The organism is Lactobacillus melliventris (genome assembly GCF_042679465.1).
Classification (GTDB): Bacteria; Bacillota; Bacilli; order Lactobacillales; family Lactobacillaceae; genus Lactobacillus; species Lactobacillus melliventris.
This window is the reverse complement of sequence record NZ_JBHTMT010000003.1, coordinates 68,323-87,670: the sequence shown is the minus strand read 5'-3', so window position 1 is coordinate 87,670 and position 19,348 is coordinate 68,323. Positions and strand designations below refer to the sequence as shown.

The window sequence follows — 19,348 nt, the reverse complement described above, 5'->3', positions numbered from 1 at the left end:
ATGGATAATTTTTCTAGTTACGGACAAAATCGTGGTTTTAATTGGGCCGCATTTATTTCTGGTATTTTAATGGTAATTGCCGGGTTATTTCTATTGCGGCACCCTGGTAAAGCACTACACGCATTTGTCTTGCTGTTTGCTATTGTCTCTATTGTCCAGGGATTTGTTTGGCTGGTATTTTACAGCCGTTTTCGGTATTTTATCCCTTCTAGCTGGTGGTCAATTGTTTCAGGAGTATTGGACATTATCGTTGGAATTTTGTTTCTTTACTCATACGACGCTGCTGGATTAACAATTGCCTACCTTTTTGCTTTTTGGTTCTTATTTGATTCGATTACCGGTATAATTTTTTCATGGCAGATGAGAAGAATTTCTAATTTCTTCTTTTGGCTAAACCTAATATTAAATATACTAGGATTATTGATAGCAATCAGCCTGATGTTTAATCCGGCATTGTCTGCTTTAACACTAATTTGGTTAGTGTCATTCTGGTTATTAATTTTTGGAATTAATCAAATTATTGCAGCTTTTGTTAATCGCTAATAAATAAAAAGTTCATTAGAACTTTTTTTTTACTCAAAAAAGTTAGGAAAAACCTGGTATGGTATAATTTTATTAATAGGGGGGTAGTTTGAAAATGGCTGAGCACAAAAAGCAACTACTGATTATTACAGGAATGAGTGGTGCGGGCAAAACCGTGGCTTCTCATGCTTTGGAAGATATGGGCTATTTTATAGTTGATAATTTGCCTCCATCGCTTTTACCTAGTTTTTGGGAATTAATTGTCAGGTCGGATGATTTTACTAAAGTAGCAGTGGTAATTGATTTACGAGTTAGACGGTTTTATAAAGACTTAGATAATGAGATCAATTCGCTTGAAGATAATGGCAACGCTCAAACTAGAATTGTATTTCTGGATGCTTCCGATAACACTTTAGTAGCCCGTTACAAAGAGACAAGGCGTGTGCCACCATTGGCAAGCAATGGTCGTCTGCTTGACGGTATTTTAGAAGAAAGACGAATTTTAACAGGTATAAAGAATCGAGCTAATGACATTATAGATACCTCTAATTTGTCACCTAAGGAACTAAAGCAGGAGCTGATTAATAGATTTAGTAAACAGCATAAACAGCCATTTTCCATTGAAGTATTATCTTTCGGCTTCAAATACGGTATGCCAATTGATGCAGATATTGTGATGGATGTCAGGTTTTTGCCTAACCCATTTTATATACCTGAATTAAGGCCATTTACGGGACTCGATAAACGGGTTTTTAATTATGTAATGGATAAAAAACAAACCCAAACTTTTTATCAAAAATTTTTAGACTTATTAAAAGTTGCTTTGCCGGGGTATATTAATGAAGGCAAAAGCAAATTAACTATTGCAATTGGGTGTACGGGTGGCCAGCATCGCAGCGTTGCAATTGCACAGCAATTGGCACAGGACTTGGCTGAAGACTATACAGTTGATATTACGCACCGCGAAATTAGTCGTTACACTAGAAAAAGGTGATTTTCATGACATATGCTGAAAAAGTGATTCGTGTAACTAGAAGTAGAAGACCACAGATTGTGGTCATTGGTGGTGGAACTGGGTTGCCAGTTGTTTTGAATGCGCTTAAAGAACAGGAAGCTGAAATAACCGCCATTGTGACGGTATCAGATGATGGTGGTTCTTCAGGATCAATTCGCAACTTTATCAATGTCGTTCCACCAGGTGATATTCGCAATGTGCTGGTTTCTTTAAGTGGAATTTCACAGGAAGAAAAAGATATTTTTCAATATCGGTTTGATTCCTCCGATTCATTTTTTTCAGGGCATGCTATCGGAAACTTAATCATTGCTGCTTTGAATGAGATGCATGGCAATATTTTTGATGCTGTCCAGTCTTTGTCTAAAATGATGCACGTAGATGGACACGTGTATCCTGCCTCTAACGAGCCCTTAACACTTAATGCTGAGTTTGTTGATGGGACCATTCAAGCAGGAGAAAAGGAAATCACTGATAAGGATAAGAGGATAAAACGAGTTTGGGTTACCAATACAAACTCAAATTCTGAACCAAAAGCCGTGTCTAAAGTGCTAAATGCTATTAAAAATGCTGATGCAGTAGTGTTAGGACCCGGAAGCTTGTTTACTTCAATCTTACCTAACCTGATGATACCTAATTTAGGCGAAGCTGTTAGGAAAACTAGTGCAGAAGTAATATATATTTGCAATATTATGACGCAGCTTGGCGAAACCGATCATTTTTCAGACTGTGATCACGTTAAAGTAATTAACGCACATCTTGGTGGTCATTATATTAATACTGCTTTAGTTAATGGTGCCAAAATTGACATGTCTAAGTTTAATCCTAGTGATTACGATGCGTATATTGAGCCGGTAAAAAGAGACTTTAACGGACTGCGCGAGCAGGGCTGTCGGGTGATTACCGATGATTTTATTGACCAGCGTAGCGGATTGGTTTTTCATGACGGTAAGAAGGTAGCAAAAGAGATCATCAACCTGGCATTTGCCGCAATGGCTCGCAGGAAGGAATAACAAATAATGGCCAGCTATGCTAGTAACGTAAAAAAAGAGTTGACTTCGCTGCCTATTCACCAAGAACATGCCAAAGCAGAATTGGCTGCTTTCCTGCGTATGAATGGCGTTTTGAATTTTCATGAGCATAAATTTAGTCTTGATATCACTACTGAAAATCCTGCCATAGCTAGACGTATTTTTTCATTGATAAAAACTGCATATAAGGTTGAACCACAACTGATAGTCTCTCGCAAAATGAAGCTTAAAAAAAATAATCAGTATTTGGTGAGATTACAAAATCACGTGAAAGAAATACTGAATAATTTGGAAATTTTGACCCCAAGCTTGAATTTAATTACTAGCATTCCTAAAAGAATAATGAATTCACGGGAAGGGTCGATGTCATATTTGCGTGGTGCTTTTTTAGCCAGCGGCAGTGTGAATAATCCTAATACGAGTCGGTATCATTTGGAAATTTATTCTATTTATAAAGACCATAATGACGATTTGCTTCATATTATGAATGACCGCTTTAATCTGAATGCTAAAAGTACACCAAGAAGGCGTGGCTATATTGTTTATTTAAAAGAAGCCGAAAAAATTGGTGACTTTTTACATATTGTCGGAGCATTAAGTGCAATGTTGTCTTTTGAAGATTTGCGCATTATGCGGGATATGCGTAATTCTGTTAACAGGTTGGTCAATTGTGATACAGCTAATTTAAAAAAGACGGCTAATGCAGCAGCCAAGCAGGTTGAAGATATTGAGTTGATTGAACGTAAAATTGGGCTAGAAAACATTCCTGAAAAATTGCAGGGATTAGCACGATTGCGACTTGAAGAGCCTGAATTGTCTTTAAAAGAAATAGCGCAACAGGTGCCGGATGGTCCGATTTCAAAATCTGGCGTCAATCATCGTTTTAAAAAAATTCACGATATTGCTGCAAGTTTAGAGCAATAAAAAAGAAACTCATCAATGATGGGTTTCTTTTTTATTGCAGTTTATTGTTACTATTTCTTTTGATTAACCATAATTTCATCGATTAAACCATAGTCTTTAGCTTGCTGTGCGGTCATGTAATTGTCCCGTTCAGTGTCCTTTTGAATCTTTTCTAAAGGCTGACCAGTAGTTTCATGTAAGATCCGGTTAATTTTTTCACGGCTCTTTAAAATTTCATTGGCTGCAATTTGAATATCGGTTTGCTGACCCTGTGCACCACCTAAAGGTTGATGAATCAAAACAGTTGAGTTAGGTAATGCAAAACGTTTACCTTTTGCTCCGCTAGTCAGTAAAATGGAAGCCATAGAAGCTGCCATGCCGATGGCAATAGTTGAAACATCTGATTTAATAAAGTTCATGGTATCCATGATTGCCAAACCAGAAGTAATCACACCACCCGGTGAATTAATGTAAAGTGAAATATCCTTGGTGTTGTCTTGAGCATCAAGAAATAGTAATTGTGCAATAATTGAATTGGCCATATCATCGTTAATTTCGCCGCTAAGCATGATGATTCTGTCTTTCAATAAACGTGAATATATATCATATGCGCGTTCGCCACGTGCAGTTTGTTCAATAACTGTAGGTACAAGCATCTTTCTACCTCCTAAATATAATTAGCACTCTATCAAGTACAGTGCTAATTAAATCACTTACATTACTTGCTGTCAATGAAAGTGTATTAATTTTGTATTCTTTTTAGTGAGAGTTTTATTATATAATTTAAAGGTAAACTAAATATTGGAGGATATATTTTGAAGCTTTATAAGAAAAAATTACCATATTTACTGACATTGGTTGTCGGATTACTAGTTTGTACCGGCTTGTCAACTACATCAGTTGCGGCAGATTCGAATAGCGCTCAACCGCCAGTTCAAGATGACAGCAACAAGTCATCAAGCAACTCAACTGATGTAAATAATGATAATAATGCCACTAATGATCAAACAGGTAAATCTGATCAAACTGGGACAGACGACACCAATACTAAAAAACCTAAGCCTAAGCAAATTGTTACTGGTTTTTCTATGATGACCAAAGTTGCGGGCAACAAAAATTATAAGGTCTGGAAAGAAGTAAATAACGGAAAAGTTAGCACCAAAGTAGCTGACGGCATTAACTTTCGTTATAGTCATATTCAATCGGATCAGTTGATTGAAACTAAAAAGTATCGTTATTGGCGCATTTATGTTAATGGCAGACAAGTAGGGTATGTTAATGAACGTTACTTTGCCAGAAATCAAATTGCGGTTCCTAAGACTATATCTCTAGTGCGCAATGAGTTCTACAACTTCCCTACCAGAGATGCTATTTCTTATATAACTAACAGCATGGGTACAGTAATTGACAACAGTCAAGTAACTGTATCAAAAGATAGCATTAATTGCGGGACTCCTAAGACATATAAAGTTAAATATACTTATGGAGATGCAACTGCTACAGTTAAAATAACTGTTAGAAAGAGTAAAAAAGAAGGGGTGGTCGATGCGAATACCGTTGCCTCCTTCCCAGCGCAACCTGGTACAAATGATTATCAGGCTTGGAAAACTCATTACGGTTCATCATTAAATTATATTAGCCCTACAGAATACACGCCTGAAACCAATAAACATACTTTGACTAGTGGTGATTTGACCTTAAAGACACGGTTATATCAACCAGTCTTATTAAGTGTAGCTGATCCATCAGACGATAATATTAACCGTGTTGGTCACATTCCAGAAGGCGTTACTGTTTCTAAGGGTTGGGCTTATACCAGTCTTTTAAGCCACACAAATTTGGTATCTGGTCACATTGTTGGTTATGATCTGAATACTTTAACTGACCCGTTTGATGCGCAACATTTACTTGATATGTCGCAAAAGAAGTTTAACAATTATGTTAAAAATATCAAGGTAAGTCCCTATATTCCAATTGGCCATGGTCAGGCATTGGGCGCAAGTGATAAATATATTTATGTGTTAAATAATGACAATACATTAAATGACACTAACGACTCTGAAGAATTACTTCAAATTCGTAAGAGTGATTTACAAATTAACAAGATTTGGACAATTAAAACTTGGATTGATGATGGCAAGAGTAATCGCTATTTCCAAAATGGTGTAATAGTATCGGATAAGGATATGTACACTGTTTACCATGACACTGAAAATAATTGTTATGAATACTGGGAATTCACTCGTACTGGAGATAATTGGTATCCAAAATTAGTCGGTAAAACTGATGGCAACTTTGTAAACAATAATTCACCTGTTCAAGGTTTTACTTATGATACCAAGAATAAAAACTTTTACTTGGCATTCAATGACTTAATCTTTAAGATTGGCCGCGATGGCAAATTAAAAGATACTTATTCTTTTGATACCGGTCGTGAAATTGAAGGCTTATCAGTTAGTGATAATAAATTGTATGTAAACCTTGCACAAAGAGCTGAATTATTGGTAAGCATGAATATTAAATAAAATAAATATTTTTAGATGAGAGCTGAAAAGCTCTTATTTTTTTGGTTTAGGAAATGTCGTAAAAAACCTGAAAGTTATCTATTTTAGGAATTTTGCCATATTGTGATTGAGATATTTATTAAAAAAGTAACATAAAAAGACTAACCTAAATCAAATATTGAAAGTTAGTCCATAATTAGAATTTGATTGCTGTCTGAATTTTAAAATTTACATTTATTAGTCTTTTTTTCTTTGTTTTGACAGTTAGGACAAAGGCCGTAGATTTCAACGTGGCTTGATGAAGTGACAAAACCCGTTTGTTTGTCTGCCTCAGTTCTCATCTGCTCTTCAATTCTCCCAAAGTCAGGATAATAAACATCGGCAATTTTACCGCACTTTTTACAGATAATATGAAAGTGTGGTTTTACAAAATAGTCATAGTGCAGAGAATCATCACCATTTTTTATTTCAGTTACGATCCCCGCGTCTACTAATTTGTTGAGATTGTTATAAACAGTTGCACGATAAGCTGGCTCATCTCCACTAATTGCTGTAAAAATTGTGGAAGCAGTGGGATGATTATGATGCGCCATTAAGTATTCAAGTATTTTTAAACGCGGTTTAGTTACTTTTAAGTGATGGCTGCGTAGCAGACTTCCTGCTTCATCAGAAAAATTAGGCATGATTCTCATCTCCTCAATTAATTATAGTGTAGCATTTTTTATGTAAAAAAACCGCCTATTGCTAGGCGGTTAAGTATTATTTAGCTTATTTTTTCTTCTTGTTTTCGTCTGATTGTTGGCATAATTAAACCAAGTAGGAATAATACCACTGGAGTGGCAATATTTAAACAAAGTGTGAATGGATCATTTGAATACATTCCCATTAAACAACAAGCAACTGTAACGGCTAATCCCCAAATTCCGGCAGTATAGGCTAACCACTGATGCTTAGTCATTTGATAGTTATCAGTACCGTTATGGAATTTTTCATGTTGTTTACGCAAAGCTAAGTAGGCAATGAAAACCCATAAATAACGCATTGGCATCACTATCGAATTTAGTTTAACTAATTGTGCCATCACAGTTTGTGCATCAGGCATAACGGCTTGCAATGCAATGATACCGCCAGAAAGAATGACAATCATCCAGATACCGTTAATATAAGCTCCATGTTTATTGACTTTTAATAACTTTTTCGGGATAAAGTCTTTTGCTTCTTTGCCTCCTAAAAGCATTCTCAAAGGAGCATCAATACTAATAACCAGTGCGGAAAATTGTCCAATGACGTTGCACCAGGCATAAATATAGAGGAATAATCCGCCAACGCCATAATATTCACCTAATTTTTGAAAAGCAATGTACGGACCATTTGAAATGTATTCATTCAAATTACCATTAACTACTTTAGGATCAAACATTAATGCTAAAGCAATGGTACCTAAGATGGCAGAAATCATAACCATTCCCGCTAATCCTAGCATAGCTTTAGGGAAATTTTTTGCAGGCTTTTTTAATTTGTTAACGTATGGTGAAATCTTTTCAGCTCCACCTATAGCAAATACCAAAATTGAAAGTGAAGTAAAATACTTTGTATTAAAATCTGGCATAAAGTTTTGCCAATTCCAGTTTATGCTGTTAAAACTAGCATGCGGATTAATCATCGGTGCGGCAAACATCATGATAATAAATAAAATTGACATAATAAACATTGAAGTACCAGCAATTGTTGATAAAGTTTTAATTACCGGAATTCCTCGGCTGGCTACCCAGCAAAAGAACAAAAATACTGCTAGCGTGGCTAGTTGCGTCCAGGCAGTTGGCAAACTATCATACCATTTAGTATTACCAAAAATGCCCCAAGCCATGCCTCTTAAGCCCGTTGTACCTTTACTGGAAATATAAACCACATGTACTGCCCAGAATGTCCAACCAGCATAATAGGCCCATTTAGGTCCGATAGTGGCGTTAATCCAGGAAGCAACGCCACCCTCTGAATCTTTAAAAACTGATCCAAGTTCACCGACCATCAAGGCGTAAGGAATAAAGAAAAGCAGGAAAATAATAATCCAGCTGAAAATTACCTTGGTACCATCAAAGTATATGAATCCGTTAACAACGTTGCCAAAGCTCCACACAATAGAGAAAGCCATAGTGGCCAGCGTTGTCCACATCATCTTTTTAGAATTGTTTGGTGTTTCACCCATGAAACTTCTCCCTTATATAAAAATAACAATTTTTTATTTTAACTTAAATGTTTTTAAAAATCTAATAATAAGTCACTTGAAATTAATAACAAAAATAATTATTGATATATGAATTAAAAAAGTGTAAAACTATTATTATATAGTAGAAGAAGGGGTTGTAAGTTTAATGAAAAGAAAATTTAAAAGTAAGCTGCTGGTTGCTGGGACAATAGCTGCACTTGGCTTATTTGTTGGGAGTAATAATTCTTATATTTCTGCAAAAACTTACCACAAAGCTGTTACTAAAATAGCCGGTAATGGTAATTATGCAGTTTATCATTATGCTTCAAAAATGGGACCATCTGGCAAGTTTACGTCGACTAAATATTTTAAGCACGCACAGATTCAATCTAAACAGTCAATTGCCACTAAGAAAGGCAAGTTTTGGAAGATAATTGTTGACGGGCGTACGGTCGGCTGGGTTAACCAGAACTTTTTTGCCAGAAACAAGATTTCTGTTGCGCAGAACGTAAGTTTAGTGCAAAACAATCAATATTCGTTTAATACTAAAGATGCCATTAATTATGTGACTAATAGTGCTGGTACTGCTGTAGATACCAGCAAGGTAACAGTTTCTAAGTCAAAAATTAGTTCGGGCACTCCTGGTAAGACCACGGTTGACTATAGTTATGGCAAGGCTAAGGCAACAGTCAATGTTACTGTTCGTTCAGAAAAGAATGAGGGTATAGCAAGAGCTGATAAAAAGCCTATGAATGGACCAAAGGAAGTCTCAACTTGGAAAGGTAGTTCCAAATCTTCTTCAAGAAACTGGAACGCAGCGCATCATTATACTTCCGAAACTAGATCTAATACATTTAAGGCTAACGGTTTAACTTTAAAAACCAAGTTGTTCCAACCTCGTTTTGTCAGTCTTGGTTACAATCAATCTGGTGATAAGATGGGACAAGTAGGTGTAATTCCTGAGGGCATTACCGTGAATGGTTCAAACTTTACAGTTGCTCTATTTAATTCAAGTAGTGCACAAAAGGGTCATTTAGTTTCTTATAATTTAAAGCATATTAATAAATTTAAGGCACAAAATTTACAAACATTGAGCTGGTCAACCTTCAAGAAATATGCTTCACATATTAAAGTTAGTCCTTATATCAAATTAGGTCATGGTCAGGCTATCGGCTCATCAGCTAATTACATTTATGTAATTGCTAATAACAACACCTCTAGCAATTCAAGTGCTTCTGAAGAAATTTTACAAATACGTAAGTCAGACATGAAGATCAATCAAATCTGGACCTTTAGAATTTCTAACTATGGTAGTCCTAGATACATTCATAATGCCACCTTTGCCGGTGACAACACAATGTACTGTTTATTTCATAATGGTGGAAACGGCTTTTATGAATACTGGAAAGTAACACGCAACGGTGATTCCTGGACTCCCGTTGAGGTAGGAGCTACTAAAGGTAACTTTGTAAGTAATGGTTCTCCAGTTCAAGGGTTTACCTACGATCAAAGTCATAACCAATTTTATATTGGATTTAATGACTATATCTTCAAGGTTGGTGAAGACGGAACTTATAAGAGCACACACCACCTTCACGTAAGACGCGAAATTGAAGGTTTGTCTGCATCTGGTAATAAACTCTACGTTGAATTTGCACAGCGCGGAGAATTAACAGCCGGTAATACATATTAAAATAATAATGTAAGTCATTGAAATATTTTTCAGTGGCTTTTTTTATTTATAGTAGAAGTTTAATGGCTAAAATAGTTAAGACTTTCTATATTTGAATGTAATTGTTTTTCAAATAAACTTAGTTTCTGTATTATGGTAGGCGATAAGAAAAGTAAAGAATACAAAAAGGAGGATTTTTTGGTTAAAAAAGACTTTATTGATACTTGTACCTTTTCAAAAAATGAAATGCAATACCTGGCTGATTTAGGTCTAAAAATTAAGGAGACTATCAACCATGGCTATTACCCTCAGCTTTTAAAAGGCAAAAGCTTAGGTATGATCTTTGATCAAGTATCTACTAGAACGCGCTGCTCTGCTGAAACAGCAATGACTGAATTAGGAGGACATGCTTTGTATTTAGCTCCAGGGCAGATACAACTAGGAGAAAATGGTCATGAGGGTTTGGCTGATACCAGTCACGCTTTAGGTGACTTAGTTGATATCATTGGAGTGCGAACGGCTAGTCAAGAAGATATTGTGGAAATTGCCCAAAATTCGCATGCACCTGTAGTTAACTTCATGAGCGATGATGACCATCCTACTCAGGCACTGGGAGATTTGATTACCATTAAAGAATTTTTACCGCAAGGTAAAAAATTATCTGATATTAAGCTGGTCTTTGTAGGGGATGCAACGCAAATTACTGTTTCTGCATTATTTTTATGCGCTCAAATGGGAATGCAATTTGTGCAATACGGTCCTAAAGAAAAGCAATTATCTCCAAAATTATTGCGCAAAGCAGAAAAAATTGCGCAGGAAAACGGTGGCACAATTACTCTATCTGATGATGAAAAAGTCTTAGAAAATGCTGATTTTATTTATACTGATGTTTGGTATGGTCTATATGATCAAGAGCTTGATCAAACAGAGTATATGAAAATATTTTATCCTAAGTACCAGGTTAACGCAGAGATGCTAACTAAAACAAACAATTCTGCGGTTAAATTTATGCATTGTTTACCTGCAAACAGAGGGGAAGAAGTGACAGCCTCTGTGCTTAACGGTGAAAAATCAATTGTTTGGCAACAGGCTGCGAACAAAAAGACGGCAATGAGAGCAATATTTACTTATTTACTTAAAGATAAATTAGCTAAAGAAGATTTTTCGAACCAGATTGATAATGAGCTTCAAAGAGATTTAAAAAACATGCTTGAAAAGTAAAATAAAAGAGTAGCTACTGCTAGATTGCGACAGCTACTCTTTTTAAATTAATTCAATGGGTCCCCTGAGAGTCGAACTCAGATTTTAAGAACCGGAATCTTACGTGCGATCCATTACACTAAGGACCCGAATTTGCACAACAACAAGTATAACAGAAAAGAAACAAAAATTGAATTGTTTTTTATTGATACTGACAAAAGAGCTGCAGTTTTGCATGTTTTAGTATCAATATCGACTAATTTATTAAGACTTTCTAATTGCGGCAATTTAACTTGAATTATTTTTGGAGTGTTGCTATACTGTATTTGTCGATTGAGGAATGGCTAAATTGATTAATGTCAATTTACGTTTCTCATATATTTTTAGACAATCTGGGACACCTAATGACAACAAATGGGTCAATTTGGTCCCAGAAGAAGGAGAGAAATTAATGTACTCGGAATTTCCTGTGCTTGAAGCTCTCGTTCCTGACATCTTAAAAGTTTTTCGGCAAAGATATCTTGTTCTTGAGCAAATATCGCTTAATGCACCTGTAGGTCGCAGAAGCGTAGCTCAGTCTTTAGGACTATCTGAAAGAAACGTGCGAACAGAAACTGAGTATCTGCGTGATCGAGGTTTGATTGAGATCAAAAGCTTTGGCATGTTTATGACAGAGAAGGGCAAAAAGATATTGCAAGAGGCGGCACCTCTGATAGATCGGTTGTTTAACGCACGCAAAACAGAAATTGATTTAGCGCGTAAACTCGGTATCGAGCGCACAATTATTGTGCCAGGCGATAGTGATTTACAAGAACTGGTATATGAGAGAATGGGTGAAGAGCTTAATGCAGCTCTTGATTTACTGTTACCCCTAGGACATTCAATTATTACTGTTTTGGGTGGTGAAGCTCTTGCAAAATCGACTAGGAATTTGTCTAAAAGTTTAAGTAAAAATCGACAACTGGAATTTGTGCCAGGTCGTGGGGCTCTGGGTGAAAATGTTGCTATTCAAAGCAATACTATTGTGCAGAAAATGGCTGCTGAAACTGGTGGTAAATATAAAACATTGTATTTACCGGAGCAGATTTCTCAAGCAGCTTACAATTCTTTGATTCGTGAATCTACTTTTACTGACGTGCTGGAAGATATTTCTCAGACGGATGTAGTAATTCATGGAATTGGACTAGCTCACGACATGGCAAGACGCAGAGGATACGATTCAATTCGCTTATCTGAATTGCGTGAAAAAAAAGTAGTCACCGAATGTTTCGGGTGTTTCTTCGATGGCGAAGGGAAGATTGTCGACCGCGTACATCAGGTTGGTTTGCAGTTTGAGAATCTAAATAAAATACCTCACATATTTGCATTTGCTTGTGGTGGCCGCAAGGCTAAAGCAATCAAGGCTTATATGCCAAATGCTCCGCATCAAACCTGGTTAATTACTGATGAAGGAGCCTCAGAGAAGATTTTAAAGGAGAAGTAATTCTCATTTAAAATAAATTGATGTTTACAGTTCTTACATAGTTCTTAAGGAGGACTTTAGAATATGACAGTTAAAATTGGTATTAACGGCTTTGGCCGTATTGGTCGTTTGGCATTCCGTCGGATCATGGATTTAGGCGAAAAGTCAAAGGATATTGAAGTTGTTGCTATTAACGACTTGACTACCCCAGCACTTTTGGCACACTTGCTAAAATATGACTCAACTCATGGTACTTTTGACCACGAAGTTTCAGCTACTGAAGATTCAATCGTTGTAGATGGTAAGAAATACCGCGTATACGCTGAACCACAAGCTCAAAACATTCCTTGGGTTAAGAATGACGGTGTTGACTTTGTTCTTGAATGTACTGGTTTCTACACCAGCAAGGCTAAGTCACAAGCTCACCTTGACGCAGGTGCCAAGAGAGTCTTGATTTCAGCTCCTGCAGGCAATGACTTGAAGACTATTGTTTACTCAGTAAACGATGATACTTTAGATGCAAACGACAAGATCGTTTCAGCTGGTTCATGTACTACTAACTCATTAGCACCAATGGTTGACGCTTTGCAAAAAGAATTTGGCATCAAGGTAGCTACTATGACTACTATCCACGCTTACACTTCAACCCAAATGCTTTTGGACGGACCTGTTCGTGGTGGTAACAAGCGTGCCGCTCGTGCTGCTGCTGTTAACATTATTCCTCACTCAACTGGTGCTGCTAAGGCTATTGGTCTTGTTGTTCCAGAATTGAACGGTAAAGTTAACGGTCACGCACAACGTGTTCCAGTTACTGATGGTTCATTAACTGAATTAGTTTCAATCCTTGACAAGAAAGTTACTGCTGACGAAGTTAACTCAGCATTGAAGAAGTACGAAAGCCCATCATTTGCTTACAACGATGACGAAATCGTTTCAAGTGATGTAGTTGGTATGACAGCTGGTTCAATCTTTGACCCAACTCAAACTATGGTAACTACTGCCGGTGACAATCAATTAGTTAAGACTGTTGCTTGGTATGACAATGAATACTCATTTACTTGCCAAATGGTTCGTACTTTGTTGAAATTTGCTACTCTTTAATCTGTAATATTTGATTACTGTTAAGTGGTGAAAGAGAAGGCGGAGGGAAATTCTTCCTTCCGCCTTTTTTTCAAAATAAAAATAATTAAATTTTCGGAGGATATAGATGGCTAAATTAATTGTTTCTGACCTTGATGTAAAGGGCAAAAAGGTTTTAGTTCGTGTTGATTTTAACGTGCCAATTAAAGATGGTGTGATCGGAGATGACAACAGAATTGTTGCTGCACTTCCTACTATTAACTACATCATTGAAAATGGTGGTAAGGCAATTTTACTCAGTCACTTGGGACGTGTAAAGTCAGATGATGATAAGAAAGAATTGTCATTAAAACCAGTTGCTGACCGTTTAAGCGAACTTTTAAAGAAACCAGTTACCTTTGTTCCAGCTAACGAAGGTAAAGAAGTTGAAGATGCCGTTGCCAAGATGCAAGACGGTGACGTTGCTGTTCTTGAAAACACTCGTTTCCAAGATATTGACAATGACTTTGGCAAACGTGAAAGCAAGAATGATCCTAAGTTAGGTGAATACTGGGCTTCATTAGGTGACATGTATGTTAACGATGCCTTTGGTACTGCTCACAGAAGTCACGCATCCAATGTTGGTATCGCTGAAGCTATGAAGAAAGATGGCAAGCCTGTTGCTGCTGGTTTCTTAATGGAAAAGGAAATCAAGTTTTTAGGTGATGCTGTTGCTAATCCTGTACACCCATTTGTTACCATCTTAGGTGGTGCTAAGGTTTCAGACAAGATCGATGTTATTACTAACCTCATTCCAAAATCTGACCACATTTTAATTGGTGGTGGTATGGCTTATACTTTCTTAGCTGCCCAAGGTCATGAAATTGGTAAATCTTTGTTTGAACCAGATAAAGTTGACCTTGCTAAAAAATTGTTAAAAGACGCTGATGGCAAGATTGTATTACCTGTTGACAATGTCGCAGCAACAGAATTTTCAAACGATGCCGCCCGTAAAGTTGTGGACGATGACATTCCAGAAAACATGATGGGTCTTGATATCGGTCCTAAGACTGTTGCCAAGTTCAAGGATGTTTTAAAAGATGCCAAGACTGTTGTTTGGAATGGACCAATGGGTGCCTTTGAAATGTCCAACTTTGCTGAAGGTACTCTAGAAGTTGGTAAGGCTCTTGCTGATTTAACTGATGCTACTACTATTATCGGTGGTGGTGACTCAACTGCAGCCGCTAAACAACTTGGTATCGCTCCAAAGATCACCCACATTTCAACTGGTGGTGGTGCTTCCTTGCAATATCTTGAGGGTAAAGAATTACCAGGAATTGCCTGCATTTCAGACAAGTAAACTTTAAGAAAGGACATTATTTACATGCGTACACCAATTATTGCTGGTAACTGGAAATTACATATGAATCCTAAGCAAACAACTGAATTTGTTGCTGCTGTAAAGGATAAATTGCCAGAAGCAAGTAAGGTTGAAGCACTAATTTGTGCTCCTGCCGTCGATCTTGAAAGTTTAGCGAACGCAGCTGCTGGCACAAACCTGCGCGTCGGTGCAGAAAATGCTTATTTTGAAGATGAAGGTGCCTTCACTGGTGAAACTTCACCTAAAGTTTTAAAAGAAATGGGCATGAACTATTGTATTATTGGTCACTCCGAACGCCGTGGCTATTTTCACGAAACAGACGAAGACATTAATAAGAAAGCTAAGGCTTTATTTGCTAATGGCGTTACTCCAATTATTTGCTGTGGTGAATCACTTGAGACACGTGAAGCTAACAAGCAAGAAGATTGGGTAGTTAGTCAAATTAAGGCTGCACTTTCCGGTTTGTCAGCTGATCAAGTTGCTAGTTTAGTTATTGCTTATGAACCTATCTGGGCTATTGGTACCGGTAAGACTGCCAGTTCTGACCAGGCTGAAGAAATGTGCAAGACTATTCGTGATACTGTTAAAGATCTGTACAACGAAGAAACTGCTGAGAATGTTAGAATTCAATATGGTGGTTCAGTAAATCCAGGTAATGTTAAGGAATTAATGGCTAAACCTGATATTGATGGTGGTTTAGTCGGTGGTGCTTCACTTAAACCTGATTCATTCTTAGAATTAGTAAATTACCAAGATTAATTTTTAACTGTATATAATAAAAGAGTCTCTGATTTTTCAGAGACTTTTTTTGTTTAATATTTCCACTATCGCTTGCTTTTATCATAATGCGTGTCCATAATAGGGTGAAATAATTCCAATATGGGAGGTAAAGTTTATGAAATTACGTAAAACAATTACTTGGGCAGTTGTTGTGGCTGCTATAGCTGCAGCAAGTGGAATTAGTGTTAATCAGACGAATTTGGTTCAAGCGGCAAATACTGCAAAAAATGCCAAAATTTCTACTAACAAAACAAAATATGGTTTTAAGAGAGACTTTAAGTTTCCTAAATCGTGGCGTGGCAAATGGTATAGTAATACTCATGATAAATTAAGCAAAATGACCGTTAAAAAGAACGGTTTCAATACGCCTTGGACAGGAGAATATGTTGAACTGGTTTCAGCAGGTAAAGTAAAAGGCACCAATAAATACTTGTGGCAAATGCCTCAAAGTTGGTTTACCAAGCATGACAAGATTTTCAAACATTTGGGTAGAATAACCACTAATAAGATTAGCAACAAAAAATGGGTTGTCTTTAGTCCAATAGATGAAAACAATATTGAAATTGGCTTCGCTTTTAGATTAAGGAATGAAAAAGTTGCTGGTAAAACTCAAAAAGTAATATTTGAAGCTAATCCTAAAACCGGTGAAATCGTTGACCAGTTCTTCCGTTCACCAAAATTAGCGCAAAAATATCAACACTATAATTTTAAGGGTGAAACTTATGCACCTTCATTTAATCAATATTAGGTAAAGTAAATATCAGATTTTAAAACTAATTCTCAATTAAGGAATTAGTTTTTTTAATAAATTGAATTACTTTATACAACCAACCAGTTTATAATTATTACTATAAATAAAAACACAATATTATTTTACAGGAGAGAAAAATGGCTAAAAAAATTATTACTATATTTGCATTAGCAGGCTTAGCTATACCTATGACAGTGCCACTTGCAAGTGTTCAACCGAAAACAGTGCAAGCTAAGAAAACCAATAAAAACAAATATGGTTTTGCAAAACAATTTAAATTTCCCAAAACCTGGCGTGGCAAATGGTATAGCAATAACAATTTTACCCCCAATCCAATGAGTATTCATGCGTCTGCGATCAATATGCCTCTAACTAATGATTATTTTAAAGTAATAAAAGTCGGAATGGTCAAAGGCACAAAGAAATATCCTTGGGAAATGCCTTCAGCTTGGCAAGAGGAAAATCAGAGCGTTTTAGGAAAATATTTACGAGTGTCCAGTAAAAAAATGCATGGGAGTAAGTGGATCGTACTAAGTCCGGTACAGGAAAAGACAACTAAAAACGGAAATGCTTTCACAGTTAAGACTGAAAAAATAGCTGGTAAAAAACATAAAGTTTTATTTCAAAGTAATCCAGAAGATGGTTTAGTAACTAACCAATTTTTTAAAACAAAATCTATAACAAATAAGTATAGTGCATTTGAATTTAAAGATATGAAATATAGTAAAGTTAACCCACGTTAATTATTGAAACTGTAGTCGCAACTAATTGTGATTACAGTTTTTAGTTTTAAAAAGGAGAAAAAGTGAAACTATTATTAACAGGAGATAGCATTATTGCTCGCAAAGAAGGTTTAAAACTACCTCGTATTAATAATGCAATAAAAGCAAAAATATCAGATGTTGAGATTGTCAATACTGCAGTTTCTGGAGTAAATTCGGGAGCCTTTTATGCATTACTGCCAGATTTGATCCTAAAAGTTGAACGTTGCAATAAATTGGTATTGCTTTTGGGAACAAACGATATAGCAAAACACAAGCGGGTATCTATCGCTCAATTCAAGAGAAACATGGCTCTTATTATATCTAGCATAATTTGTTTATATTATCCTCAAAATGTAATTTTAATTTCCCCGCCTGCTGTTGATCAAAATAGGCAAAATAAGCGGACCAACCGTGAAATTGCTGTTTATACTGCTGAGCTGATTAAGTTAGCAGAAACTTACAATTTAAATTTTATTAATCTATTCCAAGCTATGATTGATCATGGCAATTTAACAACACTCTGTAAAGGGCAATTGGATGACGGCTTACATTTTGGAAAAGAAGGATATAACCTATTAGCAAATTTAATAGTTAAAAAACTGCAAGAATAGGAATCAAGCTCAGTATTAGAAAAATCCTTGCTATGGAGCTAACTCTAAGGTATACACTTTATTACAAATTAATAAAGGAGTACCAAAATGATAGAAACAACACTAAATAATGGTATATCAATGCCTACTCTAGGTATAGGCGTTTTTCAAATAACTGACCTGACTATGGCTGAAAATGTAGTTGAGGATGCAATCCGAATAGGATATCGTCTAATTGACACAGCTTCATCATATGGTAATGAAGAGGCTGTAGGAAAGGCCATTAAAAACAGTGGAGTTGATAGAACCGATTTGTTTATCACCACTAAATTGTGGGTATCTGATACAGGTTATGATGCAACCAAACGGGCAATTACCACTTCTCTAAGAAAATTACAGCTTGATTATTTAGATCTGTATCTAATATACCAGCCTTATGGTGATGTTTATGGTTCCTGGCGTGCAATGGAAGAAGCATATAAGGCCGGAATTATCAGAGCAATTGGAGTTTCTAATTTTTCACCAGACCGTGTTCTCGATTTAAGTTTGTATAATGATATCCGTCCTGTTGTTGACCAAATTGAAATTAATCCTTGGATGCAAGAAGCAAAAGAAGTTTCTTTCCTCCAAGAAAATAAAATTCAACCCGAAGCTTGGGCACCTTTCGCGGAAGGAAAGCATCATATGTTTACTAATTCACTAATTCGGCAAATAGCTGCAGATCATCATAAAACAACTGGTCAAGTTATCTTACGCTGGTTAGTTCAAAGAGGAATAGTAGTCATTCCAAAATCAATTCATCACGATCGCTTGGTAGAAAACAGTAAAATTTTTGACTTTGAATTAAATCAAACAGAAATGGCACAAATAAAAAATCTGGATAAAAATGAAAGTCAGTTTTTTGATCATCGTGATCCAGCATCAGTGAAAAATATTCATGATTTAATTAGAAACGTAGATTAAAGGAAAACGAATTTTGACAATAAACGAAATCAGTAAAAAATTTAGCTTATCTAAAGATACCTTACGTTACTGGGGAAAAGAAAAGCTGATACCTACTGTTAAAAGAGACAAAAATGGCTATCGCGTGTATGACACAAAAGAGCAAAACTGGGTTTTTTACATTATGGTTTTACGTAAAGCAGGTATGTCTATCAAAAAATTAAAAAAGTTTGTCAATTTATATATGAAAGACTCTTCAACTGCAGAAATACGGAAACATTTGCTAGTTGTGCAACGAAGCCAGCTGAATAAGGAAATTATAAATATTAAAAAAACAGTTAATTATCTTGATTATAAAATTGATCATTTTGATGATCAATTGTTAAGTTTTGAAAAAGAAAAACTGGCATATGAAAAACGCATTTAAGCCTTGCCACGATAAACGCTCTTAAAACTAATTAGTAATTTTAGGAGCGTTTTTGTTATTGATTAGAAGTTAAATTTGGAACAATTACAATTATATCTTGTTTAGCATAATTTAATTTGTTAATATTACTAATAAATTAAAA

At 35.9% G+C, this 19,348-nt stretch carries 19 protein-coding genes; 16 read left to right on the top strand and 3 right to left on the bottom strand.

The window, feature by feature from the left end; translation table 11 throughout:
* From ACFQ32_RS04380 to whiA, 4 genes are all read left to right on the top strand, one after another.
* Positions 1-543 (top strand): HdeD family acid-resistance protein, encoded by a 543-nt coding sequence (locus ACFQ32_RS04380; RefSeq protein ID WP_046324616.1) that lies wholly within the window; start codon positions 1-3, stop codon positions 541-543.
* A gap of 94 nt (positions 544-637) precedes the next feature.
* Positions 638-1,516, top strand: coding sequence for an RNase adapter RapZ (gene rapZ / locus ACFQ32_RS04375; RefSeq protein WP_046324617.1), 879 nt, complete (start codon positions 638-640; stop codon positions 1,514-1,516).
* Positions 1,517-1,521: 5 nt separating this feature from the next.
* A complete protein-coding gene (locus tag ACFQ32_RS04370) occupies positions 1,522-2,547 on the top strand; it encodes a gluconeogenesis factor YvcK family protein (RefSeq protein WP_046324618.1) in 1,026 nt (341 codons plus the stop codon).
* Between the two features lie 6 nt (positions 2,548-2,553).
* Positions 2,554-3,489: a DNA-binding protein WhiA gene (whiA, locus tag ACFQ32_RS04365; RefSeq protein ID WP_046324619.1), complete on the top strand. Its 936-nt coding sequence runs from the start codon at positions 2,554-2,556 to the stop codon at positions 3,487-3,489.
* Between the two features lie 50 nt (positions 3,490-3,539).
* On the opposite strand, the gene clpP is transcribed toward whiA, so the two are convergent.
* The gene (gene clpP / locus ACFQ32_RS04360; protein ID WP_034977497.1) at positions 3,540-4,124 is read right to left on the bottom strand and encodes an ATP-dependent Clp endopeptidase proteolytic subunit ClpP; all 585 of its coding nucleotides are present in this window, start codon (positions 4,122-4,124) and stop codon (positions 3,540-3,542) included.
* 159 nt (positions 4,125-4,283) lie between these two features.
* Here clpP and ACFQ32_RS04355 point away from each other — a divergent pair, with 159 nt between their 5' ends.
* Positions 4,284-5,993 (top strand): SH3-like domain-containing protein, encoded by a 1,710-nt coding sequence (locus ACFQ32_RS04355; RefSeq protein ID WP_052724634.1) that lies wholly within the window; start codon positions 4,284-4,286, stop codon positions 5,991-5,993.
* Positions 5,994-6,193: 200 nt separating this feature from the next.
* On the opposite strand, the gene ACFQ32_RS04350 is transcribed toward ACFQ32_RS04355, so the two are convergent.
* Positions 6,194-6,655 (bottom strand): Fur family transcriptional regulator, encoded by a 462-nt coding sequence (locus tag ACFQ32_RS04350; protein WP_209423813.1) that lies wholly within the window; start codon positions 6,653-6,655, stop codon positions 6,194-6,196.
* A gap of 80 nt (positions 6,656-6,735) precedes the next feature.
* On the bottom strand, positions 6,736-8,178 hold the full coding sequence (locus ACFQ32_RS04345) for an APC family permease (RefSeq protein WP_046324621.1): 1,443 nt from the start codon (positions 8,176-8,178) through the stop codon (positions 6,736-6,738).
* A gap of 166 nt (positions 8,179-8,344) precedes the next feature.
* Here ACFQ32_RS04345 and ACFQ32_RS04340 point away from each other — a divergent pair, with 166 nt between their 5' ends.
* From ACFQ32_RS04340 to ACFQ32_RS04290, 11 genes are all read left to right on the top strand, one after another.
* Entirely contained in the window at positions 8,345-9,871 is a 1,527-nt protein-coding gene (locus ACFQ32_RS04340; RefSeq protein ID WP_046324622.1) for an LBA0864 family S-layer associated protein, read from the top strand.
* A gap of 177 nt (positions 9,872-10,048) precedes the next feature.
* Positions 10,049-11,071: an ornithine carbamoyltransferase gene (argF, locus tag ACFQ32_RS04335; RefSeq protein WP_046324623.1), complete on the top strand. Its 1,023-nt coding sequence runs from the start codon at positions 10,049-10,051 to the stop codon at positions 11,069-11,071.
* Between the two features lie 430 nt (positions 11,072-11,501).
* Positions 11,502-12,533 (top strand): sugar-binding transcriptional regulator, encoded by a 1,032-nt coding sequence (locus ACFQ32_RS04330; protein ID WP_046324624.1) that lies wholly within the window; start codon positions 11,502-11,504, stop codon positions 12,531-12,533.
* A 63-nt stretch (positions 12,534-12,596) separates the two neighbouring features.
* Positions 12,597-13,613 (top strand): type I glyceraldehyde-3-phosphate dehydrogenase, encoded by a 1,017-nt coding sequence (gene gap, locus ACFQ32_RS04325; RefSeq protein ID WP_046324625.1) that lies wholly within the window; start codon positions 12,597-12,599, stop codon positions 13,611-13,613.
* A 106-nt stretch (positions 13,614-13,719) separates the two neighbouring features.
* Complete coding sequence (locus tag ACFQ32_RS04320; RefSeq protein ID WP_046324626.1) at positions 13,720-14,931, top strand: phosphoglycerate kinase; 1,212 nt, start codon at positions 13,720-13,722, stop codon at positions 14,929-14,931.
* 24 nt (positions 14,932-14,955) lie between these two features.
* Positions 14,956-15,711 carry a triose-phosphate isomerase gene (gene tpiA / locus ACFQ32_RS04315; protein ID WP_046324627.1) on the top strand — a complete coding sequence of 252 codons (756 nt, stop codon included), beginning with the start codon at positions 14,956-14,958 and terminating at the stop codon, positions 15,709-15,711.
* Positions 15,712-15,847: 136 nt separating this feature from the next.
* Positions 15,848-16,480 carry a hypothetical protein gene (locus ACFQ32_RS04310; RefSeq protein WP_046324628.1) on the top strand — a complete coding sequence of 211 codons (633 nt, stop codon included), beginning with the start codon at positions 15,848-15,850 and terminating at the stop codon, positions 16,478-16,480.
* 140 nt (positions 16,481-16,620) lie between these two features.
* Positions 16,621-17,226, top strand: coding sequence for a hypothetical protein (locus ACFQ32_RS04305; protein WP_046324629.1), 606 nt, complete (start codon positions 16,621-16,623; stop codon positions 17,224-17,226).
* A gap of 62 nt (positions 17,227-17,288) precedes the next feature.
* Entirely contained in the window at positions 17,289-17,858 is a 570-nt protein-coding gene (locus ACFQ32_RS04300; RefSeq protein WP_046324630.1) for a GDSL-type esterase/lipase family protein, read from the top strand.
* 87 nt (positions 17,859-17,945) lie between these two features.
* The gene (locus ACFQ32_RS04295) at positions 17,946-18,800 is read left to right on the top strand and encodes an aldo/keto reductase (protein WP_046324631.1); all 855 of its coding nucleotides are present in this window, start codon (positions 17,946-17,948) and stop codon (positions 18,798-18,800) included.
* Between the two features lie 13 nt (positions 18,801-18,813).
* Complete coding sequence (locus tag ACFQ32_RS04290) at positions 18,814-19,206, top strand: MerR family transcriptional regulator (RefSeq protein WP_084619531.1); 393 nt, start codon at positions 18,814-18,816, stop codon at positions 19,204-19,206.
* Positions 19,207-19,348: the final 142 nt, after the last annotated feature.

Excerpts from the sequence above, each read along its gene's own strand:
- ACFQ32_RS04380 (WP_046324616.1), top strand. The coding sequence starts at position 1 with ATGGATAATTTTTCTAGTTACGGACAAAATCGTGGTTTTAATTGGGCC.
- rapZ (WP_046324617.1), top strand. The coding sequence starts at position 638 with ATGGCTGAGCACAAAAAGCAACTACTGATTATTACAGGAATGAGTGGT.
- ACFQ32_RS04370 (WP_046324618.1), top strand. The coding sequence starts at position 1,522 with ATGACATATGCTGAAAAAGTGATTCGTGTAACTAGAAGTAGAAGACCA.
- whiA (WP_046324619.1), top strand. The coding sequence starts at position 2,554 with ATGGCCAGCTATGCTAGTAACGTAAAAAAAGAGTTGACTTCGCTGCCT.
- clpP (WP_034977497.1), bottom strand. The coding sequence starts at position 4,124 with ATGCTTGTACCTACAGTTATTGAACAAACTGCACGTGGCGAACGCGCA.
- ACFQ32_RS04350 (WP_209423813.1), bottom strand. The coding sequence starts at position 6,655 with ATGCCTAATTTTTCTGATGAAGCAGGAAGTCTGCTACGCAGCCATCAC.
- ACFQ32_RS04345 (WP_046324621.1), bottom strand. The coding sequence starts at position 8,178 with ATGGGTGAAACACCAAACAATTCTAAAAAGATGATGTGGACAACGCTG.
- ACFQ32_RS04340 (WP_046324622.1), top strand. The coding sequence starts at position 8,345 with ATGAAAAGAAAATTTAAAAGTAAGCTGCTGGTTGCTGGGACAATAGCT.
- ACFQ32_RS04330 (WP_046324624.1), top strand. The coding sequence starts at position 11,502 with ATGTACTCGGAATTTCCTGTGCTTGAAGCTCTCGTTCCTGACATCTTA.
- gap (WP_046324625.1), top strand. The coding sequence starts at position 12,597 with ATGACAGTTAAAATTGGTATTAACGGCTTTGGCCGTATTGGTCGTTTG.
- ACFQ32_RS04320 (WP_046324626.1), top strand. The coding sequence starts at position 13,720 with ATGGCTAAATTAATTGTTTCTGACCTTGATGTAAAGGGCAAAAAGGTT.
- tpiA (WP_046324627.1), top strand. The coding sequence starts at position 14,956 with ATGCGTACACCAATTATTGCTGGTAACTGGAAATTACATATGAATCCT.
- ACFQ32_RS04310 (WP_046324628.1), top strand. The coding sequence starts at position 15,848 with ATGAAATTACGTAAAACAATTACTTGGGCAGTTGTTGTGGCTGCTATA.
- ACFQ32_RS04305 (WP_046324629.1), top strand. The coding sequence starts at position 16,621 with ATGGCTAAAAAAATTATTACTATATTTGCATTAGCAGGCTTAGCTATA.
- ACFQ32_RS04295 (WP_046324631.1), top strand. The coding sequence starts at position 17,946 with ATGATAGAAACAACACTAAATAATGGTATATCAATGCCTACTCTAGGT.